This window comes from Kitasatospora sp. NPDC008050, assembly GCF_042957465.1.
Taxonomy (GTDB): Bacteria; Actinomycetota; Actinomycetes; order Streptomycetales; family Streptomycetaceae; genus Kitasatospora.
Genome location: NZ_JBIBIJ010000004.1, coordinates 310,600 through 335,631 on the forward strand (window position 1 = coordinate 310,600; position 25,032 = coordinate 335,631).

A 25,032-nucleotide genomic window follows, 5' to 3' on the forward strand; every position below is an offset into this window, starting at 1 on the left:
ATCATGGGCAACTACCATGCCCTGACCCGGCGGCACGCCGACCGGGCACCGGTCTGCGGCCTGCAGCGCGGGCTGTGGTTCCTCGACCGGCTCACCCCGGGCAGCGCCGCCTACAACATCCCGTGGGTGCTCGACCTCGACGGTCCGGTCGAACTGACGGCCCTCCAGCAGGCCTTGGACACCATCCTCGCGCGGCACGAGGCGCTGCGCACCACCTTCGCCGCCGACCGGGACGAGCCCTGCCAGCTGGTCCACGCCGCACTGCCGGTGCCGATCGCGCTAACCGACCTGAGTGCCCTGCCCGCCGACCGGCGCGCGGCGGCGGCCGCGGCAGCGGTGGCGCAGGACGCCGGGGAGCCGTTCGGCCTCGCCGAGGGCCCGCTGCTGCGGGTCCGGCTGATCAGGCACGCCACCGCAGGCGAGGAGGAACGGAGCAGCATCGTCGCGGTCTTCCACCACATCGTCTGGGACGAGTGGTCGATGGGCCTGTTCGAGCGGGAGCTCACCGAGGCCTACGACGCCGCGCTGACCGGCCGCCCCCCGGCCTTGCCCGAACTGCCCGTGCAGTACGCCGACTACAGCCTCTGGGAGCAGTCCACCCCGCGTGAGCGTGATCTGGCCTACTGGCGGCAGCGGCTGAGCGGCGCCCCGGCGGTCACCACGCTTCCCGCCGACCGCCCCCGCCCGGACCGGGCCGGTGCCCACGGCGACACCTACCACTACGCGTTGACACCCGGCACCGCGGCCCGGGTCGGCGAGCTGGCCCGCTCGCTCGGGGCCACGCCGTTCACGGTGCTGCTGGCCGCCTTCGCCACCCTGGTCCACCGGTACACCCGGGAGCAGGACCTGGTGATCGGCACCCCGGTGTCCACCCGCAGCCGCCCCGAACTCGACCACCTGATGGGCTACTTCGTCAACGTACTGCCGCTGCGCCTGCACACCGGGGCGGAGGCGACCTTCCGCGAGCTGGTCGAGCAGGCCCGGGACACCTCCTTCGACGCCTACGGCCACCTGGACACCCCGTTCGACGCCATCGTCAACGAGGTGGCCACAGACCGGGCGGGCAACCACCCGCCGCTGGTGCAGCTGCTGTTCGGCGCGCACACCCAGGACCAGGCCGAGCTGCGGCTGGGCACCGCCACCGGCCGTGGCCGGTCGCAGCCCAACGGGACCACCAAGTTCGACCTGATCTGGTCCACCTACGACGACGGCGAGCTGCACGGCGAGGTGGAGTTCAGCACCGACCTGTACGACCGGGCCACCATCGCGCGACTGGCCGAGGCCTGGCGGGAGCTGCTCGACCGGGCGATCGGTTCGCCGGACACCCCGCTCGGCGTGCTCGGCCTGGTGCCGCAGGCCGGGCTGCCGGCCCTGCTGCCACGGCCCGCCGAGCCGGCCGGCGCCGACCTGCCGCTGCACCGCGGCTTCGAGCAGCGGGTCGACGAGGCGCCCACCGCGGCCGCGCTCACCGACGGCACCCGCTCGCTCAGCTATGCCGAACTGGACACCCGGGCCAACCGATTGGCCCACCACCTGCACGAGGCCGGAGTGCGGCGCGGCGACCGGGTCGGCCTCTACCTGGACCGGACGGCAGACGCCGTGGTGGCGGTCCTCGCCGTCCTCAAGACCGGGGCGGCCTACGTCCCGGTCGACCTCACGGCACCGGCCGAGCGGCTGGCCTTCGCCTTCGCCGACGCCCAGGTGCGGGTGGTGGTGACCGACCAGGAGGACGGCGCGGCCGACGGCCCGTGGCACACCGTGCACCTGCGCCGGGAGGCCGAGGCGATCGCGCGGCGCCCCGCGCACCGGCCCGAGGCGGGGGCCACCGCCGACGACGTCGCCTACCTCATCTTCACCTCCGGCTCCACCGGCCGCCCCAAGGGGGTGCAGATCGCCCACCGGAGCGTCGGCGAGCTGATGGCCGCAACCGCACGGCGGCTGGCGATCGGCGCAGACGAGGTGGCCACGCTCTTCCACTCCTATGCCTTCGACGTCTCCGTGTGGGAGATCTGGAGCGCGCTGCTGCACGGCGGCAAGCTGGTGGTCGTCCCCCATCTGACCTGCCGCTCGCCCGAGGAGTTCGCCGCGCTGCTGGCCCGCGAACAGGTCACCCTGCTCTCCCAGACCCCCTCGGCCTTCCGGCAGTTGACCACCGAGCTGGCCGAGCGCCCACGCCCGCTGCCACGGCTGCGCCGGGTCCTGCTGGCCGGTGAGGCGCTGGATCCGCCCGCGGTGCGCCGTTGGTTCGCGCTGCCGCAGCAGCCGCCCGCCGAGCTGTGCAACCTGTACGGGACGACGGAGACCACGGTGCACGCCACCGCCCACGACATCGGCGCGGACACGGCGGCGGACTTCGACCGCAGCCGGGTCGGTGCGGTGCTGGGGCACCTGACCCAGGTGGTGCTCGACGACCGGCTGCGGCCGGTACCGGTCGGGGTGCCGGGCGAACTCTTCATCGGCGGCGCGGCGTTGGCGCACGGCTACGTCAACCGGCCCGGCCTGACGGCGCAGCGCTTCCTGGTCGACCCGTTCAGCCCGGTGCCGGGCGCCCGGATGTACCGCACCGGCGACCTGGTGCGCCAACTGCCCGGCGGCGGCCTGGAGTACCTGGGCCGACGGGACGGCCAGGTGAAGGTCCGCGGCTACCGGATCGAGCTGGGCGAGATCGAGAGCGCGCTCGCCGCCCACCCGTCCGTGGGCACCTGCGCGGTCACCGTGCACGAACCGGAGACGGGCGACCGGCGGCTGGCCGCCTACCTCACCGGAACGGCGGGCGGCGAGCCGGACCTGGCCGAGCTGCGGCGCCATCTGCGCACCACGCTGCCCGAGTACATGGTCCCGGCCGGCTTCACCGTGCTGCCCGCGCTGCCGCTGACCACCAACGGCAAGATCGACCGGGCCGCGCTGCCGGCGCCCTCCGGTGCCCTGGTGCTCCATGCCGAGGGTGAGCGGGTGGCGCCGAGCGGCGAACTGGAGGTGCTGGTGGCCAAGATCTGGTCCCAGGTGCTGGACGTGACCGAGCTCGGTGCCCACGACAACTTCTTCCACCTGGGCGGGGATTCACTGCGCGCGGTGCGGGTGGCCAGTGCGCTGCGCGCGGCGGGCTGGAGCGTGCGGCTGCAGGACTTCTTCGCCCGGCCGACGGTCGCGGCCCTCGCCAGGGTGGCCGCACCGGACCTGGCGAGCACCGAAGAACCCCTGGAGCAACAGCCGTTCGCCCTGATCGCGGCGGACGACCGGGCGGGAATGCCGGACGGCGTGGTGGACGCCTACCCGACCGCGACCATGCAGCTGGCCATGGCCTACCACATGGAGCTCTCCGGGGGCACCGACAGCTATCACAACGTCAACAGCTACCTGGTGACCGGCGCCTTCGACCCGGCGCTCTTCGCACAGGCCGTCACCGAGGCGATGGAGCGCCACCCGGTACTGCGGACCTCGATCGACCTGATGTCCTTCAGCGAGCCGCTCCAGCTGGTGCACGGCGCCCCGGCGCCCCCGCTCCAGGTCACCGACCTGCGGCAACTGCCGGAGCCCGAGCGGCAGAGGGCGGTGCGGCAGGAGTTCGAGCGGCTGCGGAGCACCGGCTTCTCGCTCGGCAGCGCCCCGCTCTTCGCGGTCGCCGTGCACCTGCTCGCCGACGACACCTTCCAGCTGACCGTCGCCGAGCACCACGCGATCCTGGACGGCTGGAGCTTCACCTCGCTGCTGTCGGAACTGCTGCGCCGCCACGCCGAGTTGCTGGCCGACCCGGAGCGCCCGCCGCTGGCCCCGCCGAAGTCCGGCTTCGGCGAGTTCGTCGCCACCGAGCGAACGGCGGCGGCCGACCCGGCGGCGCTGGATTTCTGGCGCGACCGGCTGGCCGGCGTGGACGGCACCCTGCGACCACGCGCCGATCTCGCCCCGGTGGCGGGGGAGTCGGGCGTGCGCAGCACCGAACGGCTGCTGCCCGGGATCGGCGCGGCGCTGCGGCTGGCCGCGGCGATCAGCGGTGGGACGCCCAAGAGCGCGGCCTTCGCCGCCCACCTGGTGGCGCTGGGCCGGATCACCGGCGCGCCCCGGGTGACCAGCGGGCTCTCGGTCAACGGCCGGCTGGCCAAGGACGGCGGCACCGAGGCGCTCGGCCTCTTCCTCAACACCGTGCCGGTGAGCGCCGTGCTGGACGGCGCACCGGGTGCGCTGGCCCGCCTGCTGCACGAGCAGGAGACGGCGATGCTGCCGTACCGTCGGATGCCGTTCGCGACCCTGGCCCGGCTGATGACCGGCACCGCGCTGGACAGCAACTTCGGGTTCCTGCGCTTCCACGCGCTGGGCCGGCTCGCCGAGGGCGCCGCCCAGATCGTCAGCGACAGCCTGCGCTTCGAGCCGACCATGCGGCACGAGCCGACCAACTTCGCGCTCAGCGCGGCCGTGGTGCTCGACCCGACCTCGGACGACGGCCTGCTGCTGGTCGACCACGACCGGGCCAGGCTGCCCGAGCGGGCTGCGGCCGAGTACGCGGGCGGCTACCTGGCGGCCCTGGACGCGATCACGGCGGGGCAGTGACCGCCGCCACAACCCCTTGAGATTCCCCGGTATCTGACGAAGTATCAGAAGAGGAGAAGTCACCATGGACGCTTTCAGCGAGTTCAACGTCGTGGTCAACGAGGAGGAGCAGTACTCGCTCTGGCCGGCCGAGCTGGAACTCCCGCTCGGCTGGCGGGCCGAGGGGACCAGCGGCAGCGAGGCGGACTGCCTGGCCCGGGTCGAGCAGGTGTGGTCGGACATCCGCCCCAAGAGCCTGCGGGACTCCATCGAGCGGCGCCGGGCCGAGGAGTCCGTGCGATGACCATCGGACTGGAGATCGGACCCAGGACGCTGCTGGGCAGCACGGGGACGGTCGTCGAGCTCTTCGAGGAGCAGGTGCGGACCTGCCCGGAGGCCGTCGCGCTGGTTCAGCCGGGTGCGGGCGAGTGGTCCTACGGGCAGCTGAACGCGCGGGCGAACCAGGTGGCCTGGTGGCTGCGCGGCCACGGGGTGGGCGTGGGCGACCGGGTGGGGCTGCATCTGGCGCGGTCGCCGGAGTGCGTGGCGGCGATGCTGGGGGTGCTGAAGGCCGGTGCGGCGTATGTGCCGCTGGAGCCGGGGGTGCCGGCCGAGCGGCTGGCGCACTTCGTGCGGGACGCGGCGCCGGTGGTCCTGGTGAGCGCCGACCCGGCGGCGGCGCCCCGGCTGGGCGTGCGGGTGCTGGACCTGGCGGACCCGGAGCTGCCCGGGCAGGACACCCGGGACCTGCGGCTGGAACTCTCCGCCGAGGACGTGGTGTACGTGCCGTACACCTCGGGCTCGACCGGCACGCCGAAGGGCACGCTGGTGCCGCACCGCGCGGTGCCGGGGTTCTTCGCCGGGGAGCGGTACGCCTACTGGGGCCCGGGAGCCACCGCGGTGCTGCACGCGGCGCTCTCCTGGGACGGGCACATCCTGGACCTCTATCCAGCGCTGCTCTCCGGTGGCCGGGTGCTGATCCCCGGCCACGGCAACACCGACCCGATCGCCACCGCGCACACGGCGGCCGAGCACGGTGCCAGCGTGCTCTTCCTCACCACGGCCGCCTTCAACCTGCTGGCGCTCACCCAGGGCGGCCCGGCCAAGGCCCCGCGGCACCTGCTCTTCGGCGGTGAGAGCGCCTGCGTCGAGTACACCCGGCAGATCGCCCGCCGCTACCCGGACACCGAGCTGGTGCACTGCTACGGCCCCTCCGAGGCCACCGTGTTCACCACCGTGCAGCCGCTGCGGCCCGCCGACCTGGCGGGGGAGGCGCTGCCGATCGGGCGCCCGGTCGGCGACCGGATCGTCCACCTGCTGGACGAGCGGCTGCGGCCCACTGCGGACGGCGAGACGGGCGAACTCTACGTCGCCGGTCCGGCGTTGGGCCACGGCTACCTCAACCGCGCCGCGCTGACAGCTGGTAGGTTCCTGCCCGACCCGTTCAGCGCCGAACCGGGCGCGCGGATGTACCGCAGCGGCGACCTGGTGCGCCGACTGCCGGACGGCAGACTGGAGTTCGTTGGGCGGCGGGACGGCCAGGTGAAGATCCGGGGCTACCGGATCGAGCTGGGCGAGATCGAGACCGTGCTCGCCGCGCTCCCGACGGTCGCCACCTGCGCGGTGACGGTGCACGAACCGGAGCCCGGGGACAAGCGGTTGGCCGCCTATGTGACGGCCGCCGAGGGCAGCGCCCCCGACCCGGAGGGCATCCGGGCGCAGCTGCGGGCGAAGCTGCCCGAGTACCTGGTCCCGGCCGGCATCACCGTGCTGCCCGCGCTCCCGATGACCGCCAACGGGAAGATCGACCGCCGGGCGCTGCCCGTGCCGGACCTCACCGCGGACCGGGCGGCAGCGCGGGCGCAGGGCCAGGGCCAGGGCCAGGGGCAGGTTCAGGACCAGGGGCAGGAGGAGGGCCAGGACGAGGACGCCTTGCAGCGGCTCATCGGACTGACCTGGTCCCGGCTGCTCGGCGTCGGGCCGGTGGTGGCGAGCGACAACTTCCTGACGCTGGGCGGGCATTCGCTGCTCGCGGTGCGACTGGTGCATGTGCTCCGGGCGGCGCTGGGAGTGGAGGTCACCCTCGGCAGCCTGCTCGCCGCCGCCGACCTGGCGGATTTCACGGCCGCGGTGCGGGCCGAACTCGACCGCGCGGGGGCCGAACCCGACCTGCCGCAGCTGCTGAGCAGGCTGGCGTCATGACCACCACCCCCCTGCCGGCCGGCCCGGACGACGCGATGCGGGAGCTGCTGGCCGCGCTGCTCGGCCCGGACACCGCTGCGGCGAGCCCGCTCCCGCGGGGCACCGGGCAGGACGGCGAGGTCCCGCTCACCGAGGGCCAGCGGCAGCTCTGGTTCCTCCAGCAGCTGTGGCCCGAGGCCACCACCTACCACGTGTGCACCGCGCTGCGGCTGCGTGGTGCGCTGCACGCCCCGGCCCTGGAGCGGGCGCTGGCGGACCTACTGGCCCGGCAGCCGGCGCTGCGGACGGCCGTCCGCACCGCGCGGCGCGGGCGCCCCCAGGGGCTGCTGCACCCGCTCGGCAGCGGGCAGGCCCCGGCGGTCGAGGACCTGCCCGGCCGCTCGCCCGAGGAGCGCGAGGCGCAGATCCAGCGGGCGGCGCGAGCGGAGCTGGCCATGCCGTTCGACCTCGCCACCGGCCCGCTGATCCGGGCCCGGCTGCTCCGGTTCGCAGGGACGGACCACGCGCTGGTCCTGACCTTCCATCACCTCGTGGTCGACGGCTGGTCGATGCGGATCATCCTGCGCGACCTGGCCGCGCTCTACTCGGCACGAGCCGGCGGGCCGCCCGCGAGGCTGCCCGAACTCCACCACCAGTACGCGGACTTCGCCGCCTGGCAGCAGGACGGGCTGAGCGGCTCACCGCGCTACGCGGCCGCGCTCGACCACTGGCGGCGCACCCTGGCACAGGCGCCGCAGGAGTCCACCCCGCCGCCCGAGCCGCCGCCCGAGCCGGCAGCGGACCCGGCAGCGGACCGGACCGGCCAACGGCTCGGCCGCTCGCTCCACTTCGACCTGCCCGCCGCCACCGTGCGCGAGGTGCGGTCCCTGGCCGCCCGGCAGGCCAGCAGCCCGTTCGCCGTCTGCCACGCGGCGTTCACTCTCTGGCTGGCCCGGGCCACCGGGCGCACCGACCTGGTGACGGGCGTGCCCAGCTGCGGCCGGCCCTTCCCCGAACTCGACGACGTGGTCGGCTACTTCGTCAACCTGCTGCCGCTGCGCAGTCGGCTGCACGCGGAATCGACCTTCGCCGCGACGGTGCGCGCGGCCCACGCCACCGTCGCGGCCGCGCTCGACCACGACCTGCTGCCCTTCGACCGGATCGTCAGCGCGCTCGGGGTGCCCCGGCGCCCCGGTGTCCAGCCGCTGGTCCAGGTGATGTGCCAGCTGGTCGGCGACCGCAGCGTGGGCGGCGACGCCGGGGACTGGCACGGCCTGGCCGTCGCGGAGGTCCGGATCCTGCACGACGACGAGGCCCGCTTCGACCTCGAACTCGACCTGCGCGAGGAGGGGCCCGACCGGATCCAGGGCTGCCTGACGGTCGATGCCCGCCGCTACGGCGAGCGGCGGGCCGAGCGGATCCGCGACGAGTACTGCGAGCTGTTGAGCCTGCTGAGCCGCCGACCGGACACCCTGCTCGGCCCGCTGCTGGACGGCGCAACGCCGCTGCCCGGCTTTGACGACGCATCAAAGAGGGAGGGAACACGATGACCAGCAGCGTGCTGCGCCCGTCGGACCGGCCCCAGGTGGTCGACGACTGGTTCCTGCTGCCGGCCCCGGCCCCGGCGGCCCACACCAGGCTCTTCTGCCTGCCGCACGCGGGCGGCGACGCCACCGCCTTCGCGCCGCTGGCCCGCGAACTGGCGCCCGGGATCGAGGTCTGGGGGCTGCGGCTGCCGGGCCGCGGCGCCCGGCTGCGCGAGGTGCTGCCCGCCGACTTCGACGAGCTGGTCCGCCAGGTGGTCGGCGCGCTGCTGCCGCACACCCACCCCGGGATCGCCTTCGGGATCTACGGTCAGAGCTTCGGCGCGCTGCTCGGCTACGAGGTGGCCAGGGCGCTGCCGCCGGGCCACCGGCCCCGGTTCTTCGTGCCCGCCTCCGCCCACGCCCCGCAGCGCTGGGCCGCCGAGCTGCCGGAGCAGGTCGATGCCGCCGCGCTGCTGGCCGCCACCGAGGCCGACCGGGTGGTCGCGCAGCACGCCGAACTCAAGGCGCTCACCCTGGCCGTCACCGGCGCCGACCTGGCGCTGTGCCGCGGCTACCGGTGCCGGCCCGGCCAACTGCCGCCCGAGGTGCGGTTGCACGCCGTGGTGGGTGCCGGCGATCCGCTGGTGTCCGGCCCGGACCTGGCGGCCTGGGGAGCGGTGAGCGAGCGCCCGGTGGCGACCACGGTGGTGCCCGGCGGCCACCTGCTCGCCGTGCCCACCGACCCGGGGCCGGTCGAACTGCTGCGCTCGGTCGCGGACTTGGCGATCGCCGAGCCGCTGAACGCGTCGATGCCGGTGTCGCCCGCCGCCGTCCGGTCCGAGCGGCTGCCGGACCTGGACGGGGACCTGGACCTGGACCCGGGCGGGGACCCGGACCCGGACCGGGACCTCGACCTGACCGACACCACCTTCTGGGCCGGCCCCGGCGTGGCGGCCCGGATCGACGCGCTGCGCGCGGCCGCGCCCGTGCGGCGGATGACGGTCGCGGGCGACGGGCCCACCTGGGCGGTCCTCTCCTACCAGCACGCGGCCCAAGTGCTCGGCGACGCCGAGAGTTTCAGCTCGCTGGGCGGGTCGCTGCTGGGCACCTCCCCGGACGGTTCGGCGCCGGCCGGGTCCGGGACGATGATGGCGTTCACCGACCCGCCGGTGCACCGCACCATCCGCACCCCGCTGACGCCGTTCTTCAACGCGCGCAACACCGCCGGCTATGCGCCCCGGCTGGCCGAGATCGCCCGGCAGGCCGTCGAGGCGGGGCTGGCCCGGGGCGAGGTCAACTTCGTCGACGCGATCGCCCCGGTGCCGCTGGCGGTGATGTGCGACCTGCTGGACATCCCGGAGGCCGACCGCGCGAAGGTGGTCGCGCTCTCCGACCGGGCGTTCCTCGGCGCCACGCCACAGGAGCGCCGCGCCGGTCACCAGGAGCTGATCCGCTACCTGTTCCTGCACACCATCGCCCACCGCGCCCGCCCGGCCGACGACTTGGTCAGCGTGCTGGCCACGCACCGGATGGACGGCAGCCCGCTGCCGATCGAGGATGTGGTGCTGAACCTGGACAACATCCTGGTCGGCGGCGTCCAGACGGTCCGGCACACCGCCGCGATGGGCATGCTCGCGTTGCTGCGCAACCCCCGCCGGCTCCAGGCGCTCTGGGACGGTGAGATCGAACCGGCCGACGCGGTGGACGAGTTGCTGCGCTGGACCTCTTCCGGGCTGCACGTGCTGCGCACCGCCGCCCGGGACGTGCGGCTGGGCGATGCCCGGATCAGGGCGGGGGAGAAGGTGGTGGTGTGGACCTGGGCGGCGAACCACGATCCGGCCCAGTTCGACCGGCCCGAGGAACTGCTGCTGGACCGGGCACCCAACCGGCATCTCGGCCTGGGCCGGGGGCCGCACTTCTGCCTCGGCGCCGCGCTGGCGAAGGCCGAACTGGCCGCGATCTTCACCGCCTTGCGTGACCAGGTGAGCTCGGTGGAGCTGATCGGCCGGCCCCGGCACAACAAGTCGATCATCAACTTCGGTCTGGACGAGCTGCCGGTGCGGCTGGTGGCCCGATGACCGGCGCCACCCGGGTGGGCCCGGGCACGACGGAGGGGAAAGAGATGGACGCGGGGATGCACACGGGCATGGACACAGGCACGGAGACAGGTGCGGACGCGGGCATGGACGCGGGCGTGGACGCGGGCGTGGACGCGGGCGTGGAGACCGGCGCGGACACGGGTGCGGTGGCGGAGCTGCTGGCAGCCGTCTGGTCGGAGGTGCTGGACGGCGTGCCGGTCGGGCCGTCGGACAACTTCTTCGACCTGGGCGGCGACTCGCTGCTCATCATCGAGGCGGTGGCGCTGGCCCGCGAGGAGGGGCTGGAGTTCACCCCGCTGGAGCTGATCGAGTACCAGACGGTCACCGAACTCGCGGCGCGCATCGCGGACCGGGGACAGGCGACCACTGGCGCCGCGGCAACCGGGGCCACGGCAACCGGCGTTGCGCAGGCCGGCCCCGGGGAGTTTCCGCTCACCGCGGCCCAGCTGCGGTTCTGCCTGGCTCAGCCGCACCCGCAGTACGTCACCCAGTCGGTCCTGTGGCGCGCGGACGGCCTGGACCCCGCGCTGCTCGGCACCGCGCTGACCGCCGTGCTGGACCACCACGACTCCTTCCGGTTGCGCCTGCACCGCACCCCGGACGGCAGCCGGCTGCGCTATGCCGATGACGTGGGCCTCGACCTGGAACGGCACGACCTGTCCGCCGAGCCGCCCGAGCGGCGGTCCGCGGCGATCCTGGCGACCACCACCCGGCTGCAGCGCGCCGTCGACCCGGTGACCGGCCCACTGGTGCGGGCCGCGCTCCTCGACCTGGGCACCGCCGGGCAGCGGCTCTTCGTCACCGCGCACCACCTCGCCGTGGACAGCGCCTCCTGGCGGATCCTGCGCGGCGACCTGGCCAGGAGCGTGCGCCGCCTGGAACAGGGCGAGCCGCTCGACCTGCCGGCCGCCACCAGCCCGTACGGGGTCTGGGCCGAGCAGCTCGCCGAGGTCCGGGAGGGTGAGGTGACGACTCGTCACAATCCGGACGCCGTGGTCTCCCGGGCCACCACCGCCACCGTGCGCACCGACGCGGAGACGACCGGGACCCTGCTCGGCCGCGCCCGCTCCGAACTGGGGGTGGGCCTGGACGCGGTGGTGGTGGCGGCCGTCGCCCAGGTGGTCGCCCAGGGCCACGGTGCCGAGCGGGTGGCCGTCGACATCGAGCGGCACGGCCGGGACACCGGCCCCGCCGAGCGGCTCGACATCAGCCGGACCACCGGCTGGTTCACCCGCTTGCAGACCATCCGGCTCACCGCGGACGGTGTCGCGCTGCGCACCCTGGTCAAGTCCGCCGACCAGGAACTGCACGACACGGCAGCCGAGTCCGAATCGGCGCCGCCCGCCGGCGTGCTGGTGAACTACCTGGGCCGGTTCACCGAGCGGGCCGAGGAGCTGTTCGGCGAGGCCGGTGAGGAGATCGGGGCCGACCGCCATCCGGACAACCTGCTCTCGCACCCGGTCGAGGCGCACGCCGCCGTCGACGGCGCCCACCTGGTGACCGTCTTCAGCTGCGCCGGGACCGCCCCGGCGGCCTGCGCCGCCCAGGCGCTCGCCACCGCCTATGCGGCGCTGCTGACGCGGCTGGCCGCCGAACTGGCCGGGGAGGCCCCGTGATCCGCTTCCAGCCCCCGCCGCCCGCGTCCGGCCCGGCGGTGCTGCTGATCCCGGGCATCGGTGGCACGGCCCGCAGCGCCCGGCCGCTGACCCAGGCACTCGGTGGGCTGCCGGTCTCGGTGGCCCTGCGCCGGCCGGGTGCCGCCGGTGAGAGCGGGCAGGCGCCCTCGATCCCGAGCCGCGCCCAGGCGCTGGCCCGGCAACTGGCCGAAGGGCTGTGTCCAGGCGAACTGGTGGTGGTCGGGCACAGCCTGGGCGGGTACATCGCGCTCGAACTCGTCCGCGAGCTGGCGCTGTTGCGCCCCGGGGCGGTATGCGCCCTGGTGGTGGCCGGTCAGCTGCCGTCGCACCGGCAGCCGTGCCACGCCGACGACGGCTTCGCGGACGAGACGCTGTTGGGCAAGGTGACCGGCGGCACGCTGCCCGAAGGTCTGGCCGCCGAGCCCGAGTTGCTGCGCCGGCTGGTCGATCAGTGGCGCGGCGACTACCAGGCCATCGACGCCTACGCGGCCGCGGAGGCCGCCCGGCCGCGGGCCCCGCTCGCCGTCCCGCTGCACGTGTGGAACGCGACCGGGGACCCGGCCGCACCGAGCGGCGCCGCGCTGGGCGCCTGGCGCGAGTACACCAGCGCACCGACCGCCTTCGCGGTGTTCGAGGGCGGCCACGACTTCCTGTTCACCCGCGCCGAGTCCGCCGCCGCCCGGCTGCGGCAACTAGTGCCGCGTCAGGCAACCTTCGCCCCGTCGCGACGCCCGGCACGCACTCTCGCCGCACCGGCCGAAAGCCCAAGTACGTCCAGTACGAGGGCTTCCGGCCGGCACGCCGATAGCACGCACCGAACGCCGCTCCTTGACGGGCAAAAGTTGCCTGACGCGGCGCTGGGGAGTGTCCGGCCGATCTTGCCGGGCGGGCACTCCCCAGTCGCTCCCCGAACCGAGGTGCTCCATGTCTGACCCGTCCGCGCCCGCGGCCACCCTCTACGAGTGGTTCGCCCGCACCGTCGCCCGCCGACCGCAGGCGCCGGCCCTGGAGATCGGCGACACCGCCTACAGCTACCGGGAGTTGAGCCGGCTCACCGACCAACTGGCCGAGCGGATCTTGGCGTTGAACGGCGGCGCGCCCGAGCGGGTCGCACTGCTGGCCTCCCGCAGCCTGGTCGCCTACGCCGGCTACCTCGCCGCACAGCGTCTGGGGGCCGCCGTCACCCCGCTCAACCCCGAGCACCCCGCCGTGCGCAACCGCGCGGTGTGCGCGCTGGCCGGCACCCAGCTGCTGATCGCCGATCAGGCCGGTGCCCAGCGCTGGGAGCCGGCGGACGACCGGTCCGGGCCGCCGCTGCTCGCGCTCACCGACCAGGAGTTGACGGCCGGGCCCGCGACCGTGCTGCCGCCGTACCGGACCACCGGCGACGACCTGGCCTATCTGCTCTTCACCTCCGGGTCGACCGGACGGCCCAAGGGCGTGCCGATCCGGCACCGCAACATCGCCCCCTACATCGCCCACAACATCGCCCGCTTCGAACTCGGGCCCGGGGACCGGGCCTCGCAGACCTTCGACCTGACCTTCGACCCCTCGCTCTTCGACCTCTTCGTCACCTGGGGCGCGGGCGCCACCCTGGTCGTCCCGCAGCGCAGCGACCTGCTCACCCCGGTGACCTACCTGGTCGAGCGCGGCATCACCCACTGGTTCTCGGTCCCCTCGCTGGTCTCGGTCAGCGCCGCGCTCGGCAATCTGCCGACCGGCCTGGTCCACTCGCTGCGCTACAGCATCTTCGCCGGTGAACAACTGACGTACCGTCAGGCTGAGGCCTGGCGGGCGGTGGCGCCCGGCAGCGTGATCGCCAACATCTACGGGCCGACCGAACTGACCGTCACCGTCACCGAGTACCGGCTGCCCGCCGAGCGCGAGAGCTGGCCGCAGACCTCCAACGACTCGGTGCCCATCGGCCCGGTCCACGAGCACCTGGACCACTTGGTGCTGGACGAGCACGGGTGCGAGGCGGCCGAGGGCGAGCTGTGCGTGCGCGGCAGCCAGCGCTTCGACGGCTACCTCGACCCGGCCGACAACCACGGCCGCTTCCTGAGCGGGCCCACCGCCACCGACCCGGCCGGGGCCCAGGACGATGCGGAGCCCGCCGCCGGGCTCTACTACCGCACCGGCGACCGGGTGCGCCGGGAGCACGGCACCCTGGTCCACCTCGGGCGGCTCGACAACCAGGTGAAGATCCGCGGCTACCGGGTCGAGCTGGGCGAGATCGAGACCGCGCTGCGCCGCCACCCCGGGGTGGCCGAGGCGGTGGTGCTGGCCGTGCCCGGGGCGGGCGGCCCCGACCTGGTGGCCTGCCACACCGGCGAGGAGCTGCCCCGCGCCGGGGTCAAGGCCTGGCTGCGGCAGCGGATTCCGGCGCACATGGTGCCGCGCCGCTTCGTCCACCTGGCGGCGCTGCCGCTGAACGCCAACGGCAAGATCGACCGCCCCGCGCTGCTGCGCAGCCTGAGCCCGGAGCCGGCCGCCGAGCAGCGCGAGGCCACCCGGATCGGCGCGCGGTGCTGACCGCCCGGGCGGGGCGGGTGCGGGGAACCAGCGCGCCCGCCGCGCCCGCCGCGCCCGCTCCGCCCGCCCCCGCGCCCGCTCCGCCCGCCCCCGCGCCCGCCCCCGCGCCCGCCCGGCGCGGCGGCCTGGCGGCGAACCGCAGCTTCCGGCTGCTCTGGATCGGCGAGTCCGCCGGCAAGTTCGGCACCGCGATCACCGGTGTCGCCCTGCCGCTGCTGGCCACCGTCACGCTGCACGCCACCGCCTTCCAGATCGGGCTGCTCACCGCCGTCCAGTGGGTGCCCTGGCTGCTGGTCGGCCTGCCCGCCGGGGTCTGGGTCGACCGGTACAGCCCCAGGCGGCTGATGATCGGCTGCAACGCGGCCTCGGCCGCCGCCCTGCTGAGCATCCCCCTCGCGGCCGCCGCCCAGCTGCTGACGCTCACCCAGATCATGCTGGTGGCCGCTCTGCTGGGCCTGGCGAACGTCTTCTTCAGCACCGCCTACCTGGTCTATCTGCCGCTCATCGTGCCGCCCGAGGACCTGGTCGCCGCGAACAGCCGGCTGCAGGGCAGCGAGTCCTCGGCCCAGATCGCCGGACCGGGCCTGGGCGGCGCGCTCGCCCAACTGCTCGGCGCCACCGTCGGACCCCTGGTCAACGCCGGTTCGTTCGCGGCCTCCACCCTCTGCCTGCTGCTCGCTCCGGAGCCCGCGGCCGGCCCCCGCGGCGGCCCGGCCGCCTCGGTGTGGCGGGAGATCGGCGAGGGCCTGGGCTTCGTGCGGCGGCACCGTGTGCTGCGGCTGCTGACGGTCGTCGCCGCGCTGGCCAATCTGGCCATGACCGCCTATGAGGCGATCCTGGTGGTGTTCCTGGTCCGCACCGTCCACCTGTCGCCCGCCGGGGTGGGTCTGCTGATGGCCGCCACCGGTGTCGGCGGGATCGCCGGCGCCTTCGCCGCCGCCCCGCTGGCCCGTCGGCTGGGCGAGCCGCGCGCCCTCGTGTACAGCCTGGCCGCCACCGCCCCGTTCGGCCTGCTGCTGCCGCTCACCGGACCCGGCGCGGCCACCGCGTACTTCCTGCCCGGCGCCATCGTGCCGATGGCGGGCCTGGTTGTCTACAACGTGGTGGTCAGCAGCTTCCGCCAGCGGCACACGCCGCGCCGGCTGCTCGGGCGGATCTCGGCGACCATGCGGTTCCTGGTCTTCGGCGCGATCCCGCTGGGCGCCCTGGCCGGCGGCACGCTCGGCTCGCTGCTCGGGCCGCGCGGCGCCCTGTGGTGCATCATGACCGCCGCCCTGCTGCCCGCCCTGCTCCTCGGCTGCTCGCCGCTGCGCCGTCGGCACGCGCTCGACGCCGTCGCCGCTCCCGATGACCGTGACCTCCCGGAAGGAACCCCATGTCCCGGCTAGTCCCCCTGCTCACACCCGCGCCCGTTCCCGCGCCCGTCTCCGCGCCGCCGGTGCGCCGCGCCCGTCCCCGTCGGCTGCTGATGTGCCGTCCGACCACCTTCGAGGTGAGCTACGCGATCAACCCGTGGATGGACCCGACCGTCCCGGTGGACGCCGCGCTGGCCACCGCCCAGTGGGAGCGCCTGTACCGGCTCTACCTCGCGCTCGGGCACAGCGTCGAGCTGATCGAGGCGCGGCCGGGGCTGCCCGACATGGTGTACGCCGCCAACGGGGCCACGGTGGTGGACGGCAAGGTGCTCGGCGCCCGGTTCCGCAACGCCGAGCGGGCCGCCGAGGGCGACGCCTACCTGGACTGGTTCCGGGAGCGCGGCTTCCCCGAGATCCACCGGCCCCGGTGCGTCAACGAGGGCGAGGGCGATCTGCTGGCCTGCGGCGGCCGCATCCTGGCGGGCTACGGTTTCCGGACCGAGCCCGAGGCGCACCGCGAGGTCGAGGAGGCGTTCGGCCGCCCGGTGATCGGCCTGGAGCTGGTGGACCCCCGCTTCTACCACCTCGACACGGCGCTCGCGGTGCTGGACGGCGACGAGATCATGTACCACCCCGAGGCGTTCGCGCCGCACAGCCGCGCCCTGCTCCGGCGCCTGTTCCCCGACGCCCTGCTGGTGGGGCGGGCGGACGCCGAGGCGTTCGGGCTCAACGCGATGAGCGACGGGCTCAACGTGGTGCTGCCGCAGGCGGCCCGGGGCGTGGCCGGGCAGCTGGCGGAGCGCGGCTTCCACCCGATCGGCGTGGACCTGAGCGAGCTGCTCAAGGGCGGCGGCAGCGTCAAGTGCTGCACGCTGGAGCTGCGGCCCGCCGATGCGGACCGCTGAGCGGCCGGCCGGCCGCAACCGCTCACCCGAACGCCCCGGCCAGCACCGGCTCCGGCTCGGCCACGGCCGCCCGCGCCGACGCCGTGCAGGGCGACGGTGCGCTGGGCGACGATACAGCGGGCGACGACACGCTGGACGACGGTGCGCCGAGCGCGGGTGCGCTGGGCGCCGAAGGCTGCGCGAGGCCCAGCTGCCGGACCAGGTTGAGCACGCTGAACCGGGCCGGCCCGCCCGCCGTGGCCGGCAGCTGGCGCAGCAGTCCGTGCAGCAGCAGCGCGTGCACGTCCCGGGCCGCCGCCGTGGGCGGGATGCCGAGCGCCCGGGCGGCCGCCTCCACCGTCCAGGGGCCGGTCAGCGGGGCCACCGCGCGCAACAGTGCCGCCAGCCGGGGGCTCAGGCCGCGCAGCGTGTCGGCCAGCAGCCCGCTCAGCCCGGGGCCGTCGCCGGGCAGTGCCGGAGCGGCGCCGTCGATGAGCGCCAGCGGCGTGCTCCGGACGATCTCCAGCAACTGCTCGGGGGAGTACAGCAACAGCCAGGAGCCGGCTGCCTCCAGGGCCTGCGGCAGCCCGTCCAGCGCGTGGCAGATCCGGGCCACGGTGGCGACCACCGACTCGGTGGGCAGCAGGTCCGGGCGCAGGTGGCCGACGTACGACAGCATCAGCTCCACGGCCGGCCCGCCCGGCCCGACGGGGGAGGCCGCCCCCGGTCCGCCGGGGTGCAGGGGCCCGGCGGGCAGCGGCAGCGGGGCCAGTGGCAGCAGCCGGCCGTCCAGCGCCGGCGCCGGGCGCCGGCTGGTGATCAGCACCTTCAGCCGTTCGCAGGAGCGCAGCAGGCCCAGCAGCCCGGGCCCCCACCCGTCGCCGCCCCACCCGTCTGCGCCCCACCCGTCTTCGCCCCGCCCGGCGCTGCCCCACCCGTCGCTGCCCCGGAGGTCGCCACCGCGGCGTTCGGCACTGCGGCCGCCCGGCGCCGCGTCACAGCCGTCCAGCACCAGCAGGGTGGGCTTGTCCCGGACCACAGCCGCCAGTTCGTCCAGGCCGCCGCTGTTCCCGCCCTGCCCGAGGAGCGACCTGACCCAGCCGGCCAGGGCCGACTGCGGCCGCCGCGGCATCGCGGGCGGCTCCTGGGCGGTGCGGTCCATCGGCACCCAGAGCACCGGCGCCTGGGCCTGGGCGTGGAAGCGCAGCGCCGCCTCCTGCGCGAGCCGTGACTTGCCGACACCGGGCAGGCCCACCACGGTGAGCAGCCGCTCGTGCTCCGCGCCGAGCAGGGCGGTCAGCGCCCGCAGCTCGGCCCCGCGCCCGGTCAGCGGCCGCAGCGGGGCAGGCGGCGGGGCCAGCTCCGTGCCGTGGAGCTCGCCCAGGGCGCTGCCGACCGAGGCGCTCTCGACCGCGAGTTCGAGGGTGGCCCGGCGGGTGCCGCTGAGCCGCATGGTGTCGGCGAGCAGCCGGATGGTGTCCTTGCGCGGATGCTGGACCCGGCCCTGCTCAAGATCCCGGATGGCGCGCACACTGACCGTCGAGAGGCCGGCCAACTGCTCCTGGGTGAGTCCGGCGCCGCGGCGCGCGCTGCGCAGCAGGGCGCCGAGTCCGGCCGATGGGGCTGGAGCCGGAGCCGGAGCCGGAGCCGGAGCCGGAGCCGGAGCCGGAGCCGGAGCTGGGACCTGGACTGAAGCCTGAACATCCATCAGATGACCTCCGTGGTCGGTGAGATCCTGGGGCCGGTCCGGGCCGGTCCGGGCGGGGCGTCCGATGGCAGCAGCTTCCGCGAGGCGCTTCCCGATCTTTTCCCAGCGCGGTACCGCCGCCCGCGGCGGCTTCCCACTGGCATCCCTTGGCTTTCCTTGGCATCCCTGGGCGGTACCGGAATCCCGCGGGCAGTACCGGCATCCCGGGCGGTACCGCGTGATCAGCTCGCGGCTTATCATCCAGCGGGGGCCAGTTCAGTTCGATGATCCGATGTTCGGCCGCGGCGATATTCCACCGCGGCGATCTTTGCGGGGTGAGAAGGGGTAGGGGGAACTATGCCTTCGGGCGCTCGGAGCGGGCTGCGCTTCAACATCCTGGGCCCGCTGGAGGGTTGGGAGGACGGACGCAGGCTCCGACTCGGCGGGACGATCCGCGAGCGGGTGCTCGTCACCCTGCTGCTGGAGCCCGGCAAGGTGCTGCCGGTCTCCCGGCTGGTGGCCGCGGTCTGGGCCGAGGACCCACCCGCCACCGCCTCCCACCAGGTGCGCAAGGCCGTCGCCGAGCTGCGCCGGAGCATGCTGGACGGCGGCGAGATCCTGGTCACCGACGGCCCCGGCTACCGGGCGCAGCTCACCCACGGGCAGCTGGACCTGACCGAGTTCGAAGCCCTGGTCCGCACCGCCCGGCAGGCCGCGGCCGCGGGGCGGCCCGCCGAGGCGGGCGAGGCGCTGCGCGGCGCGCTCGCGCTCTGGCGCGGCCCGGTCCTCTCGGGCGCCGGCGGCCCGGTGATCCAGGCCGCGGCCACCGCGCTGGAGGAGCGCCGACTGGCCGCCGCCGAGCAGCTCTTCGACCTGCGGCTGGGGCTGGGCGAGAGCGCCGAGCTGGTGGTCGACCTGCGCCAGTTCATCCACCAGCACCCGCTGCGCGAGACCCTGCGCGGCCAGCTGATGCTCGCGCTCTACCGCTCGGGGCGGCAGGCCGAGGCGCTGGAGGAGTACGGCCGGGTCCGCGAGCTGCTCGTCGAGGAGCTCGGCATCGACCCCGGCCCGGGCCTGGCCCGGATCCACCGGAGCATCCTGCGCGACAACCCCGAACCGGACGCCACCACCCCGCTGCCCCTGCCGGCCCCGTCGTCCCGGCCGCCCCTGACGCCCCCGTCGTCCCCGTCGCCCCTGCCACCGGCCGACCCACCGTCAGCAGCGCCCCACCCGGCTCCGGCACCGGCCCCGGCCCCCGCCCCGCCGCCCTCGCCCCGCACCGACTCGCCCAGCACCCTGCCCTACGACCTCGCCGACTTCACCGGCCGCGACCGCGAACTCGCCGAACTGCTCGCCTGCGCCCAGCAGGAGGGCGGCCCGCGGACCCGGATCGTGGCCATCGACGGCATGGGCGGCAGCGGCAAGACCTCGCTGGCCGTGCGGGCCGCGCACCGGCTGGCCGCCGCCTACCCGGACGGCCAGCTCCACATCGACCTGCGCGGCCACGCCCCCGGCGAACCGCCGGTCGGCGCCGGCACCGCGCTGCACACCCTGCTGCGGGCGCTCGGCCTGCCCGGCGACCGGATCCCGGACGACGTGGCGGGCCGCACCGCGCTGTGGCGGGCCACCCTGGTCGGCCGGCGCCTGCTCCTGCTGCTCGACAACGCCGCCGACGCCGCCGCGGTGCGCCCGCTGCTGCCCACCGCGCCCGGCTGCCTGGTGCTGGTCACCAGCCGGGCCCGCCTGGTGGACCTGGACGGTGCCCGGTGGATCTCCATCGACGTGCTGGCGCCCGAGGAGAGCGCGAGCCTGGTCACCGAGATCCTCGGCGCGGCCCGGATCGCCGCCGAGCCCGAGGCCGCCGCCGAACTGGCCCGGCTCTGCGGCCACCTCCCGCTCGCCCTGCGGATCGCCACCGCGCGGCTGCGCAACCGCCCGCGCTGGACCCTGCGTTACCTGGCCGACCGACTGCGCGACGAGACCCGGCGGCTGGACGAACTCAGCTCCGGCGAACGCAGCGTGGCCGCGACGCTGCGGCTGTCCTACCAGACCCTGGACGAGCAGAGCCGCTCGGCGTTCCGGCTGCTCGCCCTGCACCCCGGCGGGGAACTCGACGTGTACTCGGCCGCCGCGCTGCTGGGCACCGGGACCCGGGCGGCCGAGTCGGTGCTGGAGCTGCTGCTCGACGTCCACCTGCTCCAGCAGCCGGAGATCGACCTCTACACCTTCCACGACCTGGTGCGCAGCTTCGCCCAGAGCCTGCGCGGCACCCCGACCGGGGCGGCGGACGCGGCCGCCGTGGAGCGGCTGCTCGACTACTACCTGTCGGCCACCGAGGCGGCCTGCGAGCAGCTGTTCCCCGGCCGGCGCCGGAGCCTGGCCGGGATGCCGCAGGCCGGCGCCGAACTGCCCGGCCTGGCCGACACCGCCCGGGCCCAGGCCTGGTTCACCCGCGAGCACACCGCGCTGCGCTCGGCCGTCGCGCTGGCCGAGCGGGACGGCTACGACCGGCACACCGTCTGCCTGGCGCGCAACGTGATGTTCCAGCTGCACGCCCGCGGCCACCTGGACGAGTTCCAGGCGCTGGGCCGGATCGCGGTCACCGCCGCGCGCCGGCTGGGCGATCTGGCGCTGCTGGGGGTGAGCCTGGCCAACCTCGGCGTCGCCTGCTGGAAGCTGGGCCACTTCGCCGAGGGCGTCGAGGTCGCCCAGCAGGCCCGCGACGTCGCGGCCAGACTCGGCGACCGGCAGACCGAGGCGCACAGCGAGAGCACCCTGGGCCTCTACAAGAGCCTGCTGGGCCGGTTCCCCGAGGCGCTCGACCACCTGACCCGGGCGATCGCCCACGAACGGGAGTTGGGTTCGGTGCGGGCCGAGGCCGAGAGCCTGACGCTGCTCAGCGCGCTGTACGAGCAGTGGGGGCGCTACCAGGAGTCCGCCGAGGCGGCCCGCCGCGCGGTCGAACTGGGCCGGCAGCTGGACCGGCACGAGAACGAACTGGTGGCGCTGACCGATCTGGCCGCCGCCCTGCTGGGCCTTGGATCCTTCGCCGAGGCCGAGCAACAGCTGCGCCAGGCACGGGATCTGTGCGACGAGACCAAGGAGCCCGGCCAGGTCGCGCTGGCGCTGGCCCTGTCGGCGGACGTCGCGCTCCGGCTGGGGCAGCCGGAGCGGGCCACGGAGCAACTGGCCCGCGCGCTGGCGCTGGTGGAGTCGAGCTCCTCGCCGCTGCGCCGGGCCAAGGTGGCGAACACGGCCGGCCGGCTGCTGCACCGCCGCGGCGAGCACGCCGCGGCGCTGGCCCTGCACGCCCAGGCGCACCACCTCGCCGCCGGCATCGAGTACCGCACCGAGGAGGCCTACGCGCTGGCCGGCCTGGCCCGGGCGGCCGAGGCCCTGGGCCAGTCGGGCGCGGCCGGCCACCACGCGGCGGCCGAGCGCCTGTTCACGGTGCTGGGGGTGCCGGCGGAGCGCCGGCGCGGGTGAGGCCGGCTGGTCCCCGCCGGGGTCCTCACGGCATGGCGACGGGGGAGATGCTCGTCGGGCCCTTGTCCTCGGCCAGCACCCGCTGCCCGGCCGACCGGTGCGGGTGCACGGCCCCGGCGGCCGTGCCCAGGCCCAGGACCAGTGAGGCGGCGACGATCCCGAAGAGTCCGGCGAGCTTGCGTCCCATGGCACGTCCTTTGCGTGAGGTGCTGCGCTGCTGACTTCACCCATGGTGGCCATGGCACTTCCCGTACGGTTCCCGCTGGGTTACCGGCCGAGCCCGAGCACCCGCTACCCCGCCGGCGGGCTCGGCGGGCTCGGCGGGCTCGGTGGTCGGCTCGCCGAGCCGGCACGCCACGATCCGTGGACCGTCCTCGGTGAGCGCCACCTCGGTGCGGGCGGGCCCCTCCTGATGGCCCGCCAGGTCGAGCAGCGCCCGCACCGCCGAGCGCACCGCCGCGAGCCGAGCCTCGCCGCACCGGGGCGCGGGGCTGACCGCGACCACCCGGTGCATCCCGCCCCCGGTCATCGTCTCCACCCGCAACACCGACCCCACCAGCCCCTCCAGCCCCTCCAGCCCCTCGTGCGCACTGCCGCCGTCCGGGCCGCTCCCGTCCGGGCCCCCGTCCGGGCCCCCGTCCGGGCCGCCGCCCCCGCCACCCCCGCCGCCGCCGTCCCGCACCCGCCGGGCCCACTCCTCCACGGCCGCCAGCTCCTGGAGCGTGGCGCGCAGCTGGGCGGCGCCTGGCGGGTCGGGGGGACGTGTCACAGCGGCCTCCTACGGCAGGGAACGGGTCAGCCTGACCGTCCCACCGCCCGATCCCGATCCCCTCCCCGTCCGTTCCCGATCCCCTCCGGTCCGTTCCCGCCCGACCGGATGGAGTGTTCCGCCCGGGAATGGTCGGACAAGCCCGGTCCACCGGATATCCGGGCAGGGCGGCACTACCATGGGCTGAGACCGGCCGAGGGGGACCATGGAACGCGAGGCAGGCACCGAGGCACGCGGCGCCCGGGGCGTCGGTGGCCGTTCGACCAGCAACACGGTCGTCGACAGCACCGTGCACCAGCTCGTCCAGAGCTCCTACATCGGTGCGGTGCACCTGCACGCGGCCGAGCCGGACTGGATCCCGCGGCAGATCCGCCCGCCGCACCGGACCTTCGTCAACCGGTCGGCCGAACTCGCCGTCCTCGGCGAGGCGCTGGAGCGTTCCCGGGACGGCAGTGGCCCCGCCGTCGTCGTCCTCACCGGCCTGGGCGGGGTGGGCAAGACCGAGCTGGTCGCCCAGTGGGCGCGAAAGGTGCGGGACCGCTTTCCCGACGGCGACCTCTACGTCGACCTCGCGGACGGCCGGCACGAGGGCGCGGTGGACGTCAGCGAGGCCCTGGGGCGCCTGCTGCTGGCCCTGCGGGTGCACAAGGATTACATCCCCAGCTCCCTGGGCGAGCGCGGCAAGCTCTTTCGCACCGTCACCGCCGGGCGGCGGCTGCTGATGTTCGTGGACAACGCCGAGCACGCCGCCGAGGTCCGCGCGCTGCTGCCGTCCGACGGCCTGATGGTGGTCGCCAGCCGCCGCCGGCTGGACAGCCTGGTGCTCGACGGGGCGCGCACCGAGGTGGTGGCGCCGTTGAGCACCGAGGCCGGCAGTGAACTGGTCCGCGGCTGGCTCGGCTCGGGCCGCGGCAGTGACCACGAGGTGGCCGGCCTGGTCGAGCTCTGCGGCGGGCTGCCGCTGGCGCTCAGCGCCGTCGGCGGCCAACTGCTCACCCGGCGGCAGATGGGCGTGCGGCACGTGGTGGCGGCGATCGAGGACCGGCAGCGCGCGGCCCTGCCCGCCGTCGGCGGCGACGGCGCGGTGGACGAGATCTTCGAGACGGTCTACCGGGCGCTGTCCGGGCCGGCCCGCGAGCTCTACCACCTGCTCGGCATCCACCCCGGTCCGCGCGTCACGCTGGACCTCCTCGAAACCGTCGGCGGGCGGTCGGGCGGCGGGCCGGTGGCCGAGGCCGCCGAGGAACTCCTGGTGGCCCACCTGATCGACCTCGCCGACGAGCCACCGCGCGGCGCACCGCCGGCCGAGGCCCCGGAGGAGCAGTACACCTGCCACGCCCTGGTCCGGGCGCACGCCCGGCGCCGGGCCCGGGCCGAGGTGTCCGAGCCCGCCTACCAGCAGGTACTGCGCTCGATCGTCGGCTACTACCGGGTGAAGGCGGCCGAGGCCGACGCCCGGGTCACCGGCGGGCGCTTCCGGCTCCAGGAGCCGCCGCCGGCCCGGACGACGGCCGGCACCGCCCCGTCGCTCGCCTGGCTGGACCGGGAGGGCCCGAACCTGATGGCCGTGCTGCGCACCGCCGTCCAGCAGGGCTGGCACGGCGAGGTCTGGCGGCTCTGCGAGTCGCTGTGGCCCTACTACCACGGCCGCAAGACGTACGGGGACTGGATCGAGGCCCATCAGCTGGCGGTCGAGTCGGCCCGTTGGGACGGCCGCCCCGACGCCGAGATCCGGATGCGCAACCAACTCGCCCGCGCCTACTACGAACTGGCGGACCAGCCACGGGCCGCCGAGCAGCTGGACCTGGCCGGCGAACTGCTCACGCTCGTCACCGACCCGAGGCTGCGCGGGGTGCTCTGGGAGACCCAGGGGCTGCTCTGCCTGGCCCGCGGGCAGGCCGAAGCCGCGGTGGAGCTGTTCCACCAGGCACTGGCGGCCAACGAGGGCGACGCCCACGGTGTCATCGTGCAGCGCTACAACGTGGCCCAGGGGCTGCTCGCCGCCGGACGCGGGCCCGAGGCGCTGGCGGCGGCGACGGCGGCGGCCGAGCAGGCGGCGCGGGACAGCAACCGGGGGATGGCGATGCGGCTGGGGCTGCTGCGCGGCCGGATCCACGACGCGCTGGGCGACACCGCCGCGGCGCTCGGCTGCCTGACCGAGGCGGCCGAGCTGGCCCGTACCCAGGAGCAGTGGGCCAAGGAGGACGCGGCGCTGGCGCTGCTCGCCGAGGTGGCGCTGCGGGCGGGCGACCCGGCCCGCGCGGCGGCGGCGGACGCCAGGCTCACCGAACTGCGCCGGGCCGCCGGAGTGTTGCCGGCCGAGGAGTTGCGTCCCGAGGGGTAGCCCAGGGG

General features: G+C 75.3%; 15 protein-coding genes. 12 read left to right on the forward strand and 3 right to left on the reverse strand.

The window, feature by feature from the left end:
• Positions 1-3: 3 nt before the first annotated feature.
• From ACFZB9_RS10560 to ddaH, 10 genes are all read left to right on the forward strand, one after another.
• Positions 4-4,545 (forward strand): amino acid adenylation domain-containing protein, encoded by a 4,542-nt coding sequence (locus ACFZB9_RS10560; protein ID WP_391445632.1) that lies wholly within the window; start codon positions 4-6, stop codon positions 4,543-4,545.
• 64 nt (positions 4,546-4,609) lie between these two features.
• Positions 4,610-4,828, forward strand: coding sequence for an MbtH family protein (locus tag ACFZB9_RS10565; RefSeq protein ID WP_391445634.1), 219 nt, complete (start codon positions 4,610-4,612; stop codon positions 4,826-4,828).
• A complete protein-coding gene (locus ACFZB9_RS10570) occupies positions 4,825-6,726 on the forward strand; it encodes a non-ribosomal peptide synthetase (protein ID WP_391445635.1) in 1,902 nt (633 codons plus the stop codon). The genes ACFZB9_RS10565 and ACFZB9_RS10570 overlap by 4 nt, the downstream gene beginning before the upstream one ends.
• A complete protein-coding gene (locus ACFZB9_RS10575) occupies positions 6,723-8,255 on the forward strand; it encodes a condensation domain-containing protein (protein WP_391445637.1) in 1,533 nt (510 codons plus the stop codon). Before ACFZB9_RS10570 ends, ACFZB9_RS10575 begins: the two co-directional genes overlap by 4 nt.
• The gene (locus ACFZB9_RS10580) at positions 8,252-10,309 is read left to right on the forward strand and encodes a cytochrome P450 (RefSeq protein ID WP_391445639.1); all 2,058 of its coding nucleotides are present in this window, start codon (positions 8,252-8,254) and stop codon (positions 10,307-10,309) included. The genes ACFZB9_RS10575 and ACFZB9_RS10580 overlap by 4 nt, the downstream gene beginning before the upstream one ends.
• Before the next feature lie 68 nt (positions 10,310-10,377).
• Complete coding sequence (locus tag ACFZB9_RS10585; RefSeq protein ID WP_391445641.1) at positions 10,378-11,946, forward strand: condensation domain-containing protein; 1,569 nt, start codon at positions 10,378-10,380, stop codon at positions 11,944-11,946.
• A complete protein-coding gene (locus ACFZB9_RS10590) occupies positions 11,943-12,899 on the forward strand; it encodes a thioesterase II family protein (RefSeq protein WP_391445643.1) in 957 nt (318 codons plus the stop codon). The genes ACFZB9_RS10585 and ACFZB9_RS10590 overlap by 4 nt, the downstream gene beginning before the upstream one ends.
• Positions 12,892-14,499: an amino acid adenylation domain-containing protein gene (locus ACFZB9_RS10595; RefSeq protein WP_391445645.1), complete on the forward strand. Its 1,608-nt coding sequence runs from the start codon at positions 12,892-12,894 to the stop codon at positions 14,497-14,499. Before ACFZB9_RS10590 ends, ACFZB9_RS10595 begins: the two co-directional genes overlap by 8 nt.
• The gene (locus ACFZB9_RS10600) at positions 14,493-15,887 is read left to right on the forward strand and encodes an MFS transporter (protein WP_391445647.1); all 1,395 of its coding nucleotides are present in this window, start codon (positions 14,493-14,495) and stop codon (positions 15,885-15,887) included. Before ACFZB9_RS10595 ends, ACFZB9_RS10600 begins: the two co-directional genes overlap by 7 nt.
• 50 nt (positions 15,888-15,937) lie before the next feature.
• Entirely contained in the window at positions 15,938-16,759 is an 822-nt protein-coding gene (gene ddaH, locus ACFZB9_RS10605) for a dimethylargininase (protein ID WP_391445924.1), read from the forward strand.
• A gap of 22 nt (positions 16,760-16,781) precedes the next feature.
• Here the strand turns inward: ddaH and ACFZB9_RS10610 are convergent, their stop codons facing one another.
• Positions 16,782-18,686, reverse strand: coding sequence for a helix-turn-helix domain-containing protein (locus ACFZB9_RS10610; protein ID WP_391445649.1), 1,905 nt, complete (start codon positions 18,684-18,686; stop codon positions 16,782-16,784).
• A 96-nt stretch (positions 18,687-18,782) separates the two neighbouring features.
• On the opposite strand from ACFZB9_RS10610, the gene ACFZB9_RS10615 reads away from it, so the two are divergent.
• Positions 18,783-21,911 (forward strand): BTAD domain-containing putative transcriptional regulator, encoded by a 3,129-nt coding sequence (locus ACFZB9_RS10615; protein ID WP_391445651.1) that lies wholly within the window; start codon positions 18,783-18,785, stop codon positions 21,909-21,911.
• 25 nt (positions 21,912-21,936) lie between these two features.
• Here ACFZB9_RS10615 and ACFZB9_RS10620 read toward each other — a convergent pair whose 3' ends face one another.
• Positions 21,937-22,098 carry a hypothetical protein gene (locus ACFZB9_RS10620; protein WP_391445653.1) on the reverse strand — a complete coding sequence of 54 codons (162 nt, stop codon included), beginning with the start codon at positions 22,096-22,098 and terminating at the stop codon, positions 21,937-21,939.
• 36 nt (positions 22,099-22,134) lie between these two features.
• Entirely contained in the window at positions 22,135-22,680 is a 546-nt protein-coding gene (locus ACFZB9_RS10625; protein WP_391445655.1) for a hypothetical protein, read from the reverse strand.
• A 205-nt stretch (positions 22,681-22,885) separates the two neighbouring features.
• Here ACFZB9_RS10625 and ACFZB9_RS10630 point away from each other — a divergent pair, with 205 nt between their 5' ends.
• Positions 22,886-25,024 (forward strand): NB-ARC domain-containing protein, encoded by a 2,139-nt coding sequence (locus ACFZB9_RS10630; RefSeq protein ID WP_391445657.1) that lies wholly within the window; start codon positions 22,886-22,888, stop codon positions 25,022-25,024.
• Positions 25,025-25,032: the final 8 nt, after the last annotated feature.

Excerpts from the sequence above, each read along its gene's own strand:
- ACFZB9_RS10560 (WP_391445632.1), top strand. The coding sequence starts at position 4 with ATGGGCAACTACCATGCCCTGACCCGGCGGCACGCCGACCGGGCACCG.
- ACFZB9_RS10565 (WP_391445634.1), top strand. The coding sequence starts at position 4,610 with ATGGACGCTTTCAGCGAGTTCAACGTCGTGGTCAACGAGGAGGAGCAG.
- ACFZB9_RS10570 (WP_391445635.1), top strand. The coding sequence starts at position 4,825 with ATGACCATCGGACTGGAGATCGGACCCAGGACGCTGCTGGGCAGCACG.
- ACFZB9_RS10575 (WP_391445637.1), top strand. The coding sequence starts at position 6,723 with ATGACCACCACCCCCCTGCCGGCCGGCCCGGACGACGCGATGCGGGAG.
- ACFZB9_RS10580 (WP_391445639.1), top strand. The coding sequence starts at position 8,252 with ATGACCAGCAGCGTGCTGCGCCCGTCGGACCGGCCCCAGGTGGTCGAC.
- ACFZB9_RS10585 (WP_391445641.1), top strand. The coding sequence starts at position 10,378 with ATGGACACAGGCACGGAGACAGGTGCGGACGCGGGCATGGACGCGGGC.
- ACFZB9_RS10595 (WP_391445645.1), top strand. The coding sequence starts at position 12,892 with ATGTCTGACCCGTCCGCGCCCGCGGCCACCCTCTACGAGTGGTTCGCC.
- ACFZB9_RS10610 (WP_391445649.1), bottom strand. The coding sequence starts at position 18,686 with ATGATAAGCCGCGAGCTGATCACGCGGTACCGCCCGGGATGCCGGTAC.
- ACFZB9_RS10615 (WP_391445651.1), top strand. The coding sequence starts at position 18,783 with ATGCCTTCGGGCGCTCGGAGCGGGCTGCGCTTCAACATCCTGGGCCCG.
- ACFZB9_RS10620 (WP_391445653.1), bottom strand. The coding sequence starts at position 22,098 with ATGGGACGCAAGCTCGCCGGACTCTTCGGGATCGTCGCCGCCTCACTG.
- ACFZB9_RS10630 (WP_391445657.1), top strand. The coding sequence starts at position 22,886 with ATGGAACGCGAGGCAGGCACCGAGGCACGCGGCGCCCGGGGCGTCGGT.